This is a genomic window from Micromonospora sp. NPDC049230 (assembly GCF_040647875.1).
In the GTDB taxonomy this organism is placed as follows: domain Bacteria; phylum Actinomycetota; class Actinomycetes; order Mycobacteriales; family Micromonosporaceae; genus Micromonospora.
Genome location: NZ_JBEZCZ010000039.1, coordinates 1 through 14,495, shown reverse-complemented (window position 1 = coordinate 14,495; position 14,495 = coordinate 1). Strand labels below are relative to the sequence as shown.

Below are 14,495 nucleotides of genomic sequence, written 5' to 3'. Positions count from 1 at the left end.
GCGAACCTCTCTAACGGATGGGCACGGTGGCGGTCACCGTGGCCTGGTCGATGTCTGTCGTTCGAGCGGTGATCTTGATTTGCCAGTCGCCGGCAGCCGGCAGGCTGATGTCGCCGTAGGCGTGGCTGTCCGTCAACGGCAGCAACGGGACATCGATCGGTTCGATCCCGGCCGAGGGCAGCGCGGCGGTCGCCTTCCACTCCACCACCGGCAGCGGCTGGTCGTCCTTGCCGTACGCGTACAGGTGCACCGAGTTGTTGCCCCGCTCGGCCGGGCTCACCTCGACCTCCATGGAGAAGAGCGGGCTGGACAGCCTGGTGCTGAAGAAGCCGGCCTCGGTGCTGGACGGCCCGGCCGCCGCGGTGCGGGCGGGCGTGGTCTGCACGAGCGTGGCGGACAGGCCCAGCACCACCACTGTGACGGCCAACTCCACCCAGACCGCCCGGCGAACCGGCGCCGGGCGCTGCGCGGCGATGCGCCGACGCACCAACTGCCGGGAGTACGCGGCCACGGCGATCACCAGCGCGAACAGCCCGATCTTGGCCAGCAGCAACCGCCCGTACGTGGTGTCGAACAGCGCCCGCGGGGTGGCCACCTCGATCAGTGCCTGGACGGTGCCGGCCAGCAGCAGCGCCGAGACGGCGAGCGCCGCCCAGCGCGACCAGATGGGCAGGATCGCGCCCAACTCCCGTTCGTCGGCCTGGCGCAGCAGGAACCCGGCGAGCATCAGCAGGCCACCCAGCCAGACCGCCATGCTGCCCAGGTGGACCGCGTCGACCACCACGGAGACCGCCGGTGCCGGCGAGGCCGCCGGGTGCCCGGCCAGCGGCCAGGTCAGCAGGCCAACGCCACCGAGCACGGCCAGGATGATCGCGTCGGCCCGGCCGGCCGGCCGGGCCAGCAGCGGCCGGAGCAGGAAGGCGGAGGCCGCCAACAGGCCGAGTCGGACCAGGTGGGCGGCACCGAAGGCGCTGCCGAAAACGCTGCCGAACCCCTCGCCGGTCACCTCGAAGAGACCGCCGCCGGCCGTGTAGGGCACCTGCAACCACAGGTCGGCGAGGGTGGCCAGGGCCACCAGGCCGAGGCCGAGCCAGGCCAGCCGGGCCGGGCCCCGGCGAGGGAGCCGTCGCGGCCACAGCGCGGCGAGCACCAGCGCGGGCCCGACCAGCAGCACCAGGCCGGTGTAGCCGAGGAAGCGAGCCACCTTCACCGCCGTGCCCACCACCGGGTTGGCGCGGCTGTCCGTGCCGGAATCGACGGGTGGCGTCGAGGGCGCGCCGACCGAGTAGGTGAACGCCCCGGACACCGGGTGGCTGTCGGCGGAGATCACCCGGAAACTGACCAGGTAGGTGCCGCGCCCACCGGCCGGGTCCACCGGGATGCTCACGGCCCCGCCGTCGAAGGACGGCTCACCCCGGTCGGCGCGGGAGCCGTCCGGTGCGATGACCCTGATCTTGCCGGGAACCTTGCGGACCGACTCACTGAACCGGAGGGTCACCTCGGACGGCGCGCTCGACACCACCGCCGCGGCAGCCGGACTGCTGCTCTCCAGCACCGCATGGGCGCTGGCCGGGGTGGCTGGCGCGATCAACAGGGCGACGACGGTGACCAGAAGGCCGGCGGCGGCAGCCAGCCGGGCGATCCAGCGGCGGGGGGCGACAATCATGCCAGCCATGGTCGCCGACAGGTGTGGATATCGGCGACCCGAGTCGGGCAAAGGGCTCAACTCTGCTCAGCCGCCAGTGCCGTGCGAGAGGGATCGCGTGTCATGCGAGGGTAGTCGGCTCGCGTGGGGAAAAAGTTCCCGGCGTGGTGCAGAACATCCGGGAGCCGAAGGACAGTGACGCTCCGTCGGGTGCCGCGTAACGTGGTCTGTCGTGATCCCCGTCCCGCGTGACACCGGTAACGCCGGCCCGGCAGAGCCGGTCGGTGCGGCTGTCCGGGACCCGGCGACCGAGTGGGCGTTGAGCGCGCGCGACGGTGATCCGAGGGCCCAGGCGGCGTTCGTCCGGCTGACCCAGAGCGAGGTCTGGCGGTTCGCCGCCGCCCTTGTCGACCCGGACAGCGCAGACGACCTCACCCAGGAGACCTACCTGCGGGCGTTTCGGGCCCTGCCCGCGTTCGAGGGTCGCTCCAGCGCCCGCACCTGGCTGCTCGGCATCGCCCGGCGGGCCTGCGCCGACCACCTGCGCACGGTGATCCGCCGCCGCCGGCTCGACGAGCGGCTGGCCGCGAACGCGTACACCGACCACCCGCACCCGGACCCGGCCGGCCAGTTCGGCGCCGCCGACCTGGTCCGCCGGCTCAGCGCCGAGCGGCGCGCCGCGTTCGTGCTCACCCAACTGCTCGGCCTGTCGTACGCCGAGGCGGCCGAAGTCGTTGGGGTGCCGGTGGGCACCATCCGGTCCCGGGTCGCTCGGGCCCGCGACGAGCTGGTCGAGGCGGTCGGCGACGCCCTGGCCGGCTGAGCGGGGAACTTCCGGCGGAGACGGGACGACAAATGAGCGTGACTGCACCTCCCAACGGGGCCGGTCGTTGGCCTGTCGTCCGGCCCTGGCTCGGCACTGCCGCACGGCTCGGCCTCGCCGCCGTCTGGCTCGTCGCCGGCGCGTCGAAGGTCGGCGATCTCGCCGCCTCCGGGCGAGCCGTCAACGCGTACCAGGTGTTTCCGTACGACGTGGCGACGGTGCTCGGCGCGGCCCTGCCCTTCGTCGAGTTGGCGCTGGGCGCGCTGTTGCTGCTCGGGCTGGCCACCCGGCTCGTCGCCGGGGTGTCGGCCGCACTGCTGGTGGTCTTCGTCGCGGGGATCGCCTCGGCCTGGGCACGAGGGCTGGCCATCGACTGCGGCTGCTTCGGCAGCGGCGGGCAGTTGGCCGAGGGGCAGGCACCCAGTTACCTCCCGGAGATCCTCCGGGACCTGGGATTCTTGGTATTGGCCGGATTTCTGCTGGTCTGGCCACGTACGCCGGTATCGGTGGACGGGTGGTTGTCCGGCGAACCCGCTGGGGAGGACGAGGATGAGTAGTCGCAAGGGGAAGCGGGACGCCGCCCGGGTGGTCCGCGAGCAACTCGCCAGTGAGCGGCGGCGTCGCCGCACGATCTGGGTCTCCGCCGCGGCGGTCGTCGTCCTGGTCGTCGCCGGTGTCGTCGGCTGGGTCGTCTGGTCCAACCAGCGCTCCGACACGTTCACCACCCCGCCCGGCGCCAACGCGGCCGGCACCGGCATCGTCAGCGGCGGCGGGCCGGTCACCGTCGACGTCTACGAGGATTTCATCTGCCCGGCCTGCCACCGGTTCGAGCAGACCAGCGGGGCGGCCCTGGAGCAGCTGGTGGCCGACAACAAGGCGAAGGTGGTCTACCACCCGGTCGCGTACCTCAACCGCTTCTCCACCACCGACTACTCCACCCGCTCCTCGGCCGCCTCCGGCTGCGCGGCGGCCGGCGGCAAGTTCCGGGAGTACGCCAAGGCGCTGTTCGCGAAGCAGCCGCCGGAGGGCAGCGCCGGGCTCAGCAACGACGAACTGATCGACATCGGCGCGGGCGTGGGGCTCGACCGGGGTTCGTTCGGCGGCTGCGTCAAGGACGGCACGTACCGGACGTGGACCGACCACGTCACCGACGAGGCCAGCCGGAGCAAGATCACCAGCACGCCGACCATCATGGTCAACGGCCAGCCCCTGGAGAACCCCACACCGGACGCTCTCAACGCGGCGGTGGCGGCGGCCAAGTGATCCGTACCCTGCTGGCTCGCGCCGGCCTGATCGCCACCGCGGCATTCGCCGCGACAGTGCTCACCGCGGCGCCCGCCGCCGCGCACGGCGCGGACGCGCCGGACGGCACCGACTACCGCACCCGGGCCACCGGGGTCACACCGCAGCGGCCAGGGCTTGAGGTACGCGTCGTCGAGGCGGGCGCCCGACTGGAGCTGACCAACGACACCGGCCGCGCCATCGAGGTCATCGGCTACTCCGGCGAGCCGTACCTGCGGGTCGGCCCGGACGGGGTCTTCGAGAACAGCCGCTCCCCGGCCACGTACCTGAACCGCACCATCACCGGGGACGCCGCGCTCCCGGCCGAGGCCGACCCGGCCGCCCCGCCGGCCTGGCGGCGGATCGCCGACGGGAGCGCGGTCCGCTGGCACGACCAGCGCGCGCTGTGGCAGGAGTCGGCACCACCCGCGCAGGTACGCGCCGCACCGGACCGGGAACACCGGGTCCGGGAGTGGACGATCCCACTTCGCGACGGCACCGACCCGCTGACGATCGGCGGGACACTGGACTGGGTGCCGCCGCCGGACGCGTACACCTGGTGGGCGGTGACCACCGTGGGGCTGCTCGCGGTGGGCGCGCTCGGCCTTGTCGCCGCGGCCGCCCCCGCCGGCGGTCGCGCGCTGTCCGCGCTGGGTTCCCTGCTTGTCGTCGGCGGCGCGTTGGCCGTCGGATACCCGGTGGGGCGGGAGCTGGACGCGGGCGCCCACGGTGTGGGCGGGGTGCTGGTCGGGCTGCTGTCCGGGCAGATCTGGTCGCTGCTCACCGGTTGCGGCGCGATCGCCGCCGGCTGGTACGCGCTGAGCCGCCGGCCGGCCGCCGACTTCGCGGTGGCGCTGGCCGGGGCCTGTCTGGCGCTCTTCGCCGGGGTGGGCAACGCGGCAGTGTTCGCCCGCTCCATCGCTCCGGTCCCCTGGTCGCCGGGGATGGCCCGGGTGATGGTCGCGGTGACCCTGGTGACGGGAGCCGGCGCGACGCTGGCCGGCGTCCTCCGCCTACACGCCGCCGCCAAAACCCCAACCCCAGCCCCAACCCACCCCTAACCAACCACCCCAAACCCAAGCCCACCCCACCCCGCGCCCACCCCCGCCTCCCGCGTCGGCCTTGCACTTTGGGTCGCTGTTATGTGGCTTTCGCGGCAATGCGGCGACCCAAAGTGCAAGATCGCGGAGGGTGTGGGGGTGGGGGTTCACCGGGGTGGGGTGAAGCCTTGGGGGAGTTCCAGGCGGTGTCGCGTTAGCAGGGGGGCGTTGTTCAGCAGGATGTTCGTGGGGGCGTCGGCGGCGATCCGGCCGCCGTCGAGAATCACCGATCGTTCGCACAACTCCGCCGCGTACGGCAGGTCGTGCGTGACCATCAGCAGCGTCACCGGCAGGCCGCGCAGGATCTCGGCCAGCTCGCGGCGGGCGGCCGGGTCCAGGTTCGAGGACGGCTCGTCGAGCACCAGGATCTCCGGGTGCATGGCCAACACTGTGGCCACCGCCACCCGGCGGCGCTGCCCGAAGGAGAGGTGCTGCGGGGCCCGGTCGCGGTGCGCACCCATTCCCACCGCGTCGAGCGCCTCGTCCACCCGGGCGGCCAACTCGGCCCCGCGCAGACCCAGGTTCGCCGGCCCGAACGCCACGTCCTCCGCCACAGTGGGCAGGAACAGCTGGTCGTCCGGGTCCTGGAAGACGATGCCCACCCGGCGGCGCACCTCGGCCAGGGTGGCCCGATCCGGGGTCACGGTCAGCCCGCCGACGCTCACTGTGCCCTCGGTCGGGGTGAGGATGCCGTTGAGGTGCAGCACCAGAGTGGTCTTGCCGGCGCCGTTGGGCCCGAGCAACGCCACCCGGTCGCCACGCGGCACGGTCAGGTCCACCCCGTGCAGGGCGACATGCCCGTCCGGGTAGGCGTAGCGAACGCCCCGAACGTCCAGCGAGAGAGCGGTCTGCACGACACCGATCATGACAGCACGACGGCGGTGGCGGCGATGGAGGCCGCCAACACCGGCACAGTCGCCGCGACCAGCCACTGACCGGCGCTCGCGGCACCGTCGCCCTGCCACACGGCGGGCATCCGCCCGGTGTAGCCCCGCGACAGCATCGCCAGGTAGACCCGCTCGCCGCGCTCGAAGGCACGCAGGAACAAGGCCCCGATCCCAGCGGCGAAGCCCCGTAGCTGCCACAGGAAGCGCGGATCGTCACCCCGGGAGATCCGGGCCACCCGCATCCGCCGCGCCTCACCCACCAGCACGTCGAGGTAGCGCAGCATGAATGTGGCGATCTGGGTGAGCACCTGCGGGCAGTGCAGCCGGTCCAACCCCACGATCAGGTCCCGGGTGGTGGTGGTCGCGGCGAGCAGCAGCGAGGCGAGCACACCCAGGGTGCCCTTGGCCAGGATGTTCCACGCGCCGTGCAGCCCGTCCTCGGACAGGCGCAGGCCCAGCACCTCGACCCGGTCGCCGGCGCCGAGGAACGGCAACGCCACGGCGAACAGCACGAATGGCAGCTCGATCAGCGCCCGGCTGAGCAGCCACCGCGGCCCCACCCGGGCCAGCGCCGCCACTGCCGCCACCAGCACGGCGTACGCGCCGAAGGCCCAGAACGCCTCGCGTGGGGTGGCCACCACGGCGAGGGTGAAGACCACCATCGCCACGATCTTGACCTCGGGTGGGAGCCGGTGCACCGGCGAGTCCGCCTCGCGGTACAGCACGTGCCCGTGACCGGCGCCCATTCCGCGTACTCCCTGCTCAGCTGACGCGGGACGGCGCCGCGTCGTCCCCGGCGGGCGTCGTGGCGTCGCCACCGGCCGGCGTGGTGCCGGGCGTCGAGGCGGCGCTGCCGGTCGGCGTGGCGCCCCGGCGGCGCAGCAGCCAGAAACCGCCGGCGCCGATCGCGAACGTGACGAGCACGCCGAGCACTCCGGAGAGGCCGGTGGAGACGAAGCTGTTCTGCACGCCGCGCACGCCGTAGTCGGCGAGCGGGCTGTCGGCGAACTCGTGGTCCCGGGCCTGCTGAGCCGGGCAACTGCCGCCGACGATGTTGTCGTCCGCGTCGACAGTGCAGCCCTTGAGCAGGGACGAGTCCAGCCCGTCCGGGTGGGACGAGGCGTAGTTGCTCACCACTCCGGCGAGCAGCAGGGCGACCAGCAGGCCACCGGCCAGGAAGGCCCAGGAGCGGTTCTTCATCGGACACCTCCGGCGACCGGGACAGCGGGGGCGGCGGGGGCGCGCAGCGAGCGCAGCGCGTACACCAGGTCGGGTCGCACCTTCGCGACGGTGAGCACGGTGGTCGCGGTGATCAGGCCCTCGCCGAGCCCGATCAGCAGGTGGACGCCGGCCATCGTGCCGGCCAGGCCGGTCAGGTTGCTCCCCAGGTCGGTGGTGCCGCCCAGCCAGTACTCCAGGACGAAGCCCTGCGACGCGACCACCACGCTGAGCGTCGCGGCGACGAACGCGGTCACGGCCAGACCGGCCGGCGTACGGGGCAGTACCCGCAGCAACAGCGCGATCAGCAGGTACGCCGCGGCGGTGCCGAGCAGCGCCATGTTCGTGATGTTGAGGCCGAGCATCGCCACGCCGCCGTCACCGAAGATCAGTGCCTGCACGACAAGCACCACTGACACGCAGAGCGCGCCGACCCACGGGCCGACAAGCATGGCGGCGAGCGCGCCGCCGAGCAGGTGGCCACTCACCCCGGCCGTGAAGATCGGGAAGTTGAGCATCTGGACGGCGAAGATGAACGCGGCCACCAGGCCCGCCATCGGGGCCAGCCGGTCGTCCAGGTCACGCCGGCCGCGCAGGACGCAGAACGTGAGCGCGGCAAGAGCGAGCGCAGCGAAGATCGCTGCCACCGGACCGTCGATGATCCCGTTCGAGATGTGCATCGCCAGTGTTTCCACGCGACCTCCCACACGTCAGCGGGCCCGACCGGGCCAGCGTGCGTCAGCCTATTTCCCAACACTCGTTGTTGCCAGGCTCTGGCAACAACGCGAGGTGTTGATCACCTTTACGGCCAGCCAACCTCTGCTGCGGTCCCGTGCGGCGGTCCCGCTGCCCAGGTGATCGACTCGCCATCCTGAAATCCGTGGTGTCCGCTTCGTGACCGACTCGACCTTCCTGATGTCGGGGGGTCCACGGCCACTGGATGCCCCGGTTTCCTGAAAGACGAGTCGATCACCAGCCAACCTCGGGCCGACGCCAGACCGGGCCGGGCTGGGCCGACGCCGGACCGGGTGCCCAGCCGGGCGGCGGTATCGTCGGGCCATGACCACGCCCGACCGCCTCTCCCCCGGTGACCCCGCGCCCGAGTTCACCCTCGCCACCGACACCGGTGACCAGCTGTCTCTCGCCGACCTGCGCGGTCGCCGGGTGGTCCTGTACGCCTACCCGGCCGCGATGACCCCCGGTTGCACCAAGCAGGCCTGCGACTTTCGCGACTCGCTCGCCTCGCTCCAGGCCGCCGGGTACGAGGTCGTCGGTATCTCCCCGGACAAGCCGGAGAAGTTGGCGAAGTTCCGCGAGCGCGACGCGATCACGTTCCCGCTGGTGTCCGACCCGGACCGGGCGGTGTTGACCACCTACGGCGCGTACGGCGAGAAGCAGTTGTACGGCAAGACCGTGACCGGCGTGATCCGCTCGACGTTCGTGATCGACGCCGACGGCAAGATCGAGCGAGCGCTCTACAACGTGAAGGCCACCGGGCACGTCGCGAAGCTCCGCCGCGACCTCGGCCTGGACTGAGGCGGAGCGCCCCGGCACGGCCCCGACCGGCCGCCGGGAGGCCGGGCTCGACACCGCCGAAGCCAGACGTTCTAGACTCAGCGGGTTGGCGGGAGTGGCGTAACGGCAGCCGCGATAGGTTTAGGTCCTATTGTCCGAAAGGGCGTAGGGGTTCGAATCCCCTCTCCCGCACAGGTCAACGAGCACCACAGGCCCCGACGACGCCTGTCGGGCGCGTCACTGTCGAGGGTCGCGGGCCTGGTCGGCGGGTCAGGATGGCGAGCGTGAGTCTGCGCTTCGTCCTCGACCCCGACCTGACCCCGCAGCTGCGCGCCGAGATCGTCGCGCTCTGGGCGGACGCGAGCAACGCTGGCGGGGCGGTCGGCTTCGTCCCGCCGGTGACCGTCGCCGACGTCCACGTGCTCGCCGACCCGACCTTCGCCGGCATCACCGACGGACCGGACCGCCTGCTCGTCGGTTACTCCGGCGAGCGGCTGGTGGCCCTGCTGGTCTTCAGTGACAACCGTTTCCCGCTCAAGGCGCACTGGTGTGTGTTGAAGCGGGTGATGGTCCACCCGGACGCCCAGGGCACCGGCTACGGCTCGGCGCTGATGGCCGAGGCCGCCCGGCTGGGCAGGCGGTTCGGCCACGAGGCGCTGCACGTGACGGTGCGCGACGGGTTGGGGTTGGACAGGTTCTACGCTCGCCTCGGCTACCGGGAGATCGGCCGGCTGCCGGGCGCGTTGCGGGTGGCGCCCGGTGACGACCGGGACGAGGTCCTGATGTGGCTCGACCTGACGCCCGTCGACTGAGCGGTCAGCCCGCGCACCAGACCGAGCGGTCAGCCCGCGCACCAGACTGAGCGGTCAGCCCGCGCACCAGCGGGCGTTCGCCGCGACCGGCTGGGTGCTCGGCGTGCCGGTGACGGGTGCGCTCGCCTGCGCCACCTCGGCCGGGCGGCGGGCCGGCGTCGGCGTACCGGCGGGTCGTTTGCCGGACGGCCGGGCCGACGCGGACGGGCGCGGGGTGGCCGCCGCCCCGACGGGCCCGTACATCCGGACCGCGCTGTTCTGCACCTGGCCGGGTGCCATCCGGATGCCGCCGACGGTGGCGCGGTTTCCGTACACGTCGCTGACGCGGATGGTGAACGGCCCGGCCCCGGCGCCGGAGGGAATCAGCCAGTAGTTGTAGTCCTGCCGGGCGGCTGGGCGCCACGGATCGCTGTCACCTTGCCGGACCTCGACGGACCGCAGCGGGTTGCCGTGGTTTCCGACCCGGACGGCAAACCAGAACTGCGACGCCCCCTCCTTCATCCGGAAGGTGAGCGGACCGGGCAGCGGTGGATTGACCACCGCGCGGTAGGTGACCGGGACGAGCCCCTGGACCGGCTCGGCGATCCGGGTGAACGCCTCGCGGGACAGATCGAGATGCCCTGGCGCACACTCCGGGCACTGGTCCATGATCAGCACTCGGACGGTGCCCTTCGGGCCTGTCACGTCGAGGAAGCCACCGCAGGCGGCGCCGGCGGCGTATTCGGTCGGGCCGAGCGCGACGTAGAGGCGGTTGGCCGGGGCGGCGGGGTTCGAGCAGTTGCCGCCAGCGCCGTTCGAGTCGTAGAAGGTGGCCTTGCCGCTGTGGGTGGCGGTGCCGGTGGGCGGTGCGGCGGCGAGCGTCCGGCCGGCGGCGCAGGCCGGGGCGGAGCCCGACCGCAGGGTCAGGGTGAGCCCCAGTGCCGCCGCGACGACTGTGACGCCGGTGGCGACCAGCCAGGGCGTCCAGCGCGACGACGACCGCGGCCGGACCTCGGGCGCCCGGTCCAGGTCGATGTCGATGTCGACAACGCTTGCGTCCGTCACGACGGCGATGCTGCCGGAATCCGTCACGACGGCGATGCTGCCGGAACCGGGCGTGAGCCGACAAGCCGGCTAAGCCAAAGCTAAGACAGCGTCGACGGACGGTGATCGGCGGGTTCCGGTCGAGGGTCGCGGTGACCGGTCAGGGCGCGGGGACGAGCGCGGCCCCCACGGCCAGTGGTCCACTGTCAAGCGGCACCAGGTGCAGTCCGAAGAGGATCTTCTGCTGGACGTTGCGGTGGCGGCCGAGGGTGCGCAGCGGTTCCCGCGTGCGTACCCCGGTTTCCTGGTCGGTCGTGGTCACGACGCAGCGGCCGCACGGCCCGGCGGCGCGAAACCGCAGGTCACCGATGCGCAGCGACCGACCCACCCAGTCGTCCTCGGCCCAGGCCGGCGCCCCGTCGACGACCAGGTTGGGTCGGAACCGGGTCATCGGCACCGGCTCCTCGTCCGCCTCGGCCAGCCATTCGTTGAGGACGCCGAGGGAGGCGGTGTTCGTCAGCAGCAGCGGGTAGGCGTCGGCGAAGCTGACCTCGTCGCCGGTGTCGTGGTCGCGGTCCGCGGCGGCCAGGTGGCGGGTCGGCCGGGCCAGCCAGACCAGCCGGACCGGTCGGCCGAGCAGCGCACCGAGCCAGTCGTCGGCCGCTCGCCCGGCCGGCAGAGCCGGGACCGGGATGGTGCGGTGGCCGAAGGTGCGCACCGCGACCGGATCGCCACCGGTCGGCTCGGGCACGTCGAGGTCGGGCCGCCCGTCGGCGCGCAGCGTCAGACCGCCGGGGCGAACTGTGGCGTGCAGGCCGACCAGCCGGGTGGTGTCCCGCTGGGTGACGCCGACGCCGTCGGCGTCGACGACCATCCAGCGCCGGTCGCCGGCCAGGCCCCACGGCCGCACGAACGCGCCGTCGTGGTCGAGCCGGTGACAGCCCTTGACCGGGTACGTGTGGATCGACGTCAATCGCACCTGACTACCGCCCCTCTGCCGTTGTCGCCGCCCGGATGCCGGTGGTCGGTCAGGCCACGGCGGGCGGCGGTGGCCTGCGCGACGTGTCGCCGCAACGCCTGGTCGGGCTCGATCTCGTCGGCGGCGACCGGGGCGAACGGTGTGCGGGCGACGACTCGGCGCGGTTGCGTGGCGTCCATGGCTGCTTCATAGCAGGTTCCGGCCAACGATCGTCGGAAAAGTTTCGGTCGGGACGTGGAACGCTATGACCCGGACGGGGGTACATGCCGGTAACCCGGAATCAGTAGCATCGCGGCATGCAGTATCGCCAAGAGTACGCGGAGCCCGAGACTCAGTTCATCGCGCCGCAGCAACCATCGGAGCCGACCAAGAAGGTGCGGCGGAAGCGTCCCCGGTGGCAAAAGGTCGCTTTGATCACCTTCGTGGTCCTGGCGTTGCTCGGCGGTAGCGGCATGATCGCCGGCGGTTTGTACTTCCGTTCCATCAACTCCGGCATCGAACGCGTCGACGCCTTCGACGGTGTGCCGGAGGCCGACCGCCCGCAGGTTGGTGAGAACGCCCAGGGCGCCATGAACATCATGATTCTCGGCAGCGACTCACGCGATCCGGGCAACGAGTCCGGCTCCCGCACCGACACCATCATCGTGGCCCACCTCCCGAAGGACCGGTCCAGCGCCCAGCTCATCTCGATCCCTCGGGACACCTGGGTCAGCGTGCCGAAGTCCTCGTCCGGCCGCGGCGGTCGGGACGCGAAGATCAACGCATCGTTCGCGTGGGGCGGCGTGCCGCTGCTGGTGCAGACCGTGGAGAAGTTCACCGGCGTGCGGATCGACCACGTGACGATCGTCGACTTCAGCGGTTTCAAGGAGATCGTGGACGCGCTCGGCGGCATCACCGTGGACGTGGAGAAGGGCTTCACCACGCTGTACGCGCTCAACGGCAGCCGGACGTTCAACGCCGGACGGCAGAAGATGGACGGGGCCGCCGCGCTGGACTACGCACGCGAACGGCACGCCTTCGCCGACGGCGACTTCGCCCGGATCAGGCACCAGCAGCAGGTGATCAAGGCAATCCTGGACAAGGCGGCGTCCGGTGGGACTCTCGCCAACCCGGCCAAGCTCAACTCCTTCGTCAAGGCGACGGCGGACGCGGTCGCCGTGGACAAGAAGTTGAACCTGATTGATCTCGCCTCCGAGATGCGTGACCTGCGCAGCGGCAACCTGACGTTCCTCACCTGCCCGGTGAAGGGCACCGGCACGATGGGCACCGAGAGCGTGGTGCTGGCCGACAAGGAGAAGGCAGCCAAGGTCTTCGAGGCGGTCCGCAACGACAACGTTCCGGGAATCCTCTCCGCCGCAAAGTAGGAGGAGGAACTGACTTGGCGGCTATGGTGACTCGACCCGGTCGATCGTAGAGTTCGGTCGCCCTATGGTCGGGATGCGCGACCGAGGGCATTCACGGGGAGGTCCACTAAGTGCCAGGCCAGCCGGCGACCAGCCATTCCTCCACGCCGCCAGTCGGCGAGGAGGGGATTGACATGCCGGGCGACGGGGCCCGCCTCTACGGCGGCACCCCACCCGTACCCCAGACCAGGGAGCCCGGGGTTCGGGCGCAGGCCAAGGTGGAGACGCAGGCCAAGGTGGAGACGCCCGGCCTGGGCACCACCGCCGTCCTGCCGTACGCGCGGTCCCGCACCTCGTCGCGGACCCGGTGGCTGCGGGCCTGGATGATGATCGCGCCCGTCGATGCCGTCGCGCTCGTCACTCCGCTGCTGCTGAGCCAGAGCTACTGGCGCGGGACGATGGCCAACGCGGCCCTGACCCTGGCCCTCTTCGCGGTCGGCGGCCTCTACCGGCCGCGCCGGCACGTGAGCATCCTCGACGAGCTGCCCAGCCTCTGCGGGCGACTGTTGGCCGCCGCCTCGGTGGTGGCCATCATCGCGGCCGAACGCCACGCCTCGGTGGCGTACGTCGGCGGGTTCATGCGCGGCGTCGCGCTGTCGGCGTTGCTCGTGATCCTCGGGCGCGCGGCGAGCAGGTCGTTCACCGTCCTGTCCCGCAAGCGTCGATGGGCGGAGCACAACGCGCTCGTCGTCGGCGGCGGCCCGATCGGCCTCGAGATCGCCCGGCTGCTGCGCCGCTACCCGCAGTACGGCCTGCGGTACGCCGGCTGCGTCGACGTCGCGTCGCGCCAGGGTAACGGTGCGTTGCCGCTGAGCGGGTCGATGTCGGACCTCGAACACCTCGTCCGGCTGACGGAGTGCGAGGTCCTGATCATCGCCGATCCGGACTGCGACGAGACCACGCTGATGGAGACCCTGTTGCAGCCGCGCAGCTCCCGCTGCGACCTCTGGGCCGTGCCGCGTCTGTGGGGCTCACGCTCGCACAGCGGCTACCCCGACCACATCGGCGCGTTCCCGATCGTCAAGATCGGCGACATCACGCTGACCGGCCCGCGGTGGGCCATCAAGCGCGCGTCGGACATGCTGTTCGCCGGGGTGGCGCTCCTGCTGTTGAGCCCGGTGCTGCTGCTCTGCGCCCTCGCCACGTTCATCGACGGTGGCAAGGGCATCTTCTTCTACCAGGAGCGGATCGGCCGGTACGGCAAGCCGTTCAACGTCATCAAGTTCCGCTCGATGCGTCCGGTGAACGAGCAGGAGTCCCAGACCAACTGGTCCATCGCGCACGACAACCGGGTCGGCCCGATCGGCCGGTTCATGCGCCGCACGTCACTGGACGAGCTGCCCCAGTTGTGGAACATCCTGCGCGGCGACATGAGCGTTGTCGGGCCGCGGCCGGAACGGCCGTACTTCGTGGAGAAGTTCTCGGCCGAATACCCGGACTACGCGGCACGCCACCGGGTTCCCGTCGGGCTCACCGGGCTCGCGCAGGTCAGCGGCCTGCGGGGCGACACCCCGATCTCCGACCGGGCCCGGTTCGACAACTACTACATCGAGAACTGGTCGCTGTGGTTGGACGTCAAGGTTGTGCTCCGCACCGTCTCGGAGGTCTTCCGCGCCGGAGGCCGCTGACCGACGACACCAATGCCGCGGGTGGTGGCGCCGACGATCTCGACACGTCGGCACCACCACCCGCGGCGTTGCCAGCTCAGGCGTTTGGTGTGGTCTTGAGGGGTTCCCACCAGGTGCGGTTGTCGCGGTACCAGGTGACGGTGTCGGCGAGGCCGGCGTCGAGGGTGATGCTGGGGGTGTA

16 protein-coding genes, 1 tRNA gene and 1 pseudogene are annotated in these 14,495 nt (G+C 71.7%); 9 read left to right on the top strand and 9 right to left on the bottom strand.

All coding sequences use genetic code 11. The features are described 5' to 3' along the window. Positions 1 to 10: 10 nt before the first annotated feature. Complete coding sequence (locus tag AB0A95_RS27000; RefSeq protein WP_357558542.1) at positions 11 to 1,675, bottom strand: copper resistance protein CopC; 1,665 nt, start codon at positions 1,673 to 1,675, stop codon at positions 11 to 13. 289 nt (positions 1,676 to 1,964) lie between these two features. Here AB0A95_RS27000 and AB0A95_RS26995 point away from each other — a divergent pair, with 289 nt between their 5' ends. The 4 genes from AB0A95_RS26995 to AB0A95_RS26980 are packed head-to-tail and all read left to right on the top strand — an operon-like array spanning position 1,965 to position 4,810. Further along, positions 1,965 to 2,468, top strand: coding sequence for a sigma-70 family RNA polymerase sigma factor (locus AB0A95_RS26995; protein ID WP_357558576.1), 504 nt, complete (start codon positions 1,965 to 1,967; stop codon positions 2,466 to 2,468). 32 nt (positions 2,469 to 2,500) lie between these two features. Continuing rightward, the gene (locus AB0A95_RS26990) at positions 2,501 to 3,025 is read left to right on the top strand and encodes a MauE/DoxX family redox-associated membrane protein (RefSeq protein WP_357558541.1); all 525 of its coding nucleotides are present in this window, start codon (positions 2,501 to 2,503) and stop codon (positions 3,023 to 3,025) included. Further along, positions 3,018 to 3,731 (top strand): thioredoxin domain-containing protein, encoded by a 714-nt coding sequence (locus AB0A95_RS26985; protein ID WP_357558540.1) that lies wholly within the window; start codon positions 3,018 to 3,020, stop codon positions 3,729 to 3,731. The genes AB0A95_RS26990 and AB0A95_RS26985 overlap by 8 nt, the downstream gene beginning before the upstream one ends. Then, positions 3,728 to 4,810, top strand: a complete 1,083-nt coding sequence (locus AB0A95_RS26980) for a hypothetical protein (RefSeq protein ID WP_357558539.1) — start codon at positions 3,728 to 3,730, stop codon at positions 4,808 to 4,810. Before AB0A95_RS26985 ends, AB0A95_RS26980 begins: the two co-directional genes overlap by 4 nt. A gap of 146 nt (positions 4,811 to 4,956) precedes the next feature. On the opposite strand, the gene AB0A95_RS26975 is transcribed toward AB0A95_RS26980, so the two are convergent. The 4 genes from AB0A95_RS26975 to AB0A95_RS26960 are packed head-to-tail and all read right to left on the bottom strand — an operon-like array spanning position 4,957 to position 7,649. Next, entirely contained in the window at positions 4,957 to 5,715 is a 759-nt protein-coding gene (locus tag AB0A95_RS26975; RefSeq protein ID WP_357558538.1) for an ABC transporter ATP-binding protein, read from the bottom strand. Continuing rightward, positions 5,712 to 6,482 (bottom strand): cobalt ECF transporter T component CbiQ, encoded by a 771-nt coding sequence (gene cbiQ, locus AB0A95_RS26970; RefSeq protein WP_357080977.1) that lies wholly within the window; start codon positions 6,480 to 6,482, stop codon positions 5,712 to 5,714. The genes AB0A95_RS26975 and cbiQ overlap by 4 nt, the downstream gene beginning before the upstream one ends. Positions 6,483 to 6,498: 16 nt before the next feature. Then, positions 6,499 to 6,936, bottom strand: coding sequence for a PDGLE domain-containing protein (locus AB0A95_RS26965; RefSeq protein ID WP_357558537.1), 438 nt, complete (start codon positions 6,934 to 6,936; stop codon positions 6,499 to 6,501). Further along, on the bottom strand, positions 6,933 to 7,649 hold the full coding sequence (locus tag AB0A95_RS26960) for an energy-coupling factor ABC transporter permease (protein ID WP_357558536.1): 717 nt from the start codon (positions 7,647 to 7,649) through the stop codon (positions 6,933 to 6,935). The genes AB0A95_RS26965 and AB0A95_RS26960 overlap by 4 nt, the downstream gene beginning before the upstream one ends. Before the next feature lie 364 nt (positions 7,650 to 8,013). Here AB0A95_RS26960 and bcp point away from each other — a divergent pair, with 364 nt between their 5' ends. From bcp to AB0A95_RS26945, 3 genes are all read left to right on the top strand, one after another. Next, complete coding sequence (bcp, locus tag AB0A95_RS26955; RefSeq protein ID WP_357558535.1) at positions 8,014 to 8,490, top strand: thioredoxin-dependent thiol peroxidase; 477 nt, start codon at positions 8,014 to 8,016, stop codon at positions 8,488 to 8,490. Positions 8,491 to 8,578: 88 nt separating this feature from the next. Next, positions 8,579 to 8,661, top strand: a tRNA-Leu gene (locus AB0A95_RS26950). 92 nt (positions 8,662 to 8,753) lie between these two features. Continuing rightward, entirely contained in the window at positions 8,754 to 9,281 is a 528-nt protein-coding gene (locus AB0A95_RS26945; RefSeq protein WP_357558534.1) for a GNAT family N-acetyltransferase, read from the top strand. Between the two features lie 54 nt (positions 9,282 to 9,335). Here AB0A95_RS26945 and AB0A95_RS26940 read toward each other — a convergent pair whose 3' ends face one another. The 3 genes from AB0A95_RS26940 to AB0A95_RS26930 all read right to left on the bottom strand — a co-directional run bounded on the left by AB0A95_RS26940 (position 9,336) and on the right by AB0A95_RS26930 (position 11,462). Next, positions 9,336 to 10,352: an expansin EXLX1 family cellulose-binding protein gene (locus tag AB0A95_RS26940; protein WP_357558533.1), complete on the bottom strand. Its 1,017-nt coding sequence runs from the start codon at positions 10,350 to 10,352 to the stop codon at positions 9,336 to 9,338. Between the two features lie 112 nt (positions 10,353 to 10,464). Continuing rightward, entirely contained in the window at positions 10,465 to 11,283 is an 819-nt protein-coding gene (locus tag AB0A95_RS26935) for an MOSC N-terminal beta barrel domain-containing protein (protein WP_357558532.1), read from the bottom strand. Further along, a complete protein-coding gene (locus AB0A95_RS26930) occupies positions 11,274 to 11,462 on the bottom strand; it encodes a hypothetical protein (RefSeq protein ID WP_357558531.1) in 189 nt (62 codons plus the stop codon). Before AB0A95_RS26930 ends, AB0A95_RS26935 begins: the two co-directional genes overlap by 10 nt. Before the next feature lie 117 nt (positions 11,463 to 11,579). Between AB0A95_RS26930 and AB0A95_RS26925 the strand changes: the two genes are divergently transcribed. Next, complete coding sequence (locus AB0A95_RS26925) at positions 11,580 to 12,647, top strand: LCP family protein (protein WP_357558530.1); 1,068 nt, start codon at positions 11,580 to 11,582, stop codon at positions 12,645 to 12,647. Between the two features lie 173 nt (positions 12,648 to 12,820). After that, positions 12,821 to 14,314 (top strand): sugar transferase, encoded by a 1,494-nt coding sequence (locus AB0A95_RS26920; protein WP_357558529.1) that lies wholly within the window; start codon positions 12,821 to 12,823, stop codon positions 14,312 to 14,314. Between the two features lie 76 nt (positions 14,315 to 14,390). Here AB0A95_RS26920 and AB0A95_RS26915 read toward each other — a convergent pair. Beyond that, positions 14,391 to 14,495: pseudogene (locus AB0A95_RS26915) on the bottom strand (dTDP-glucose 4,6-dehydratase); the annotation flags it as partial.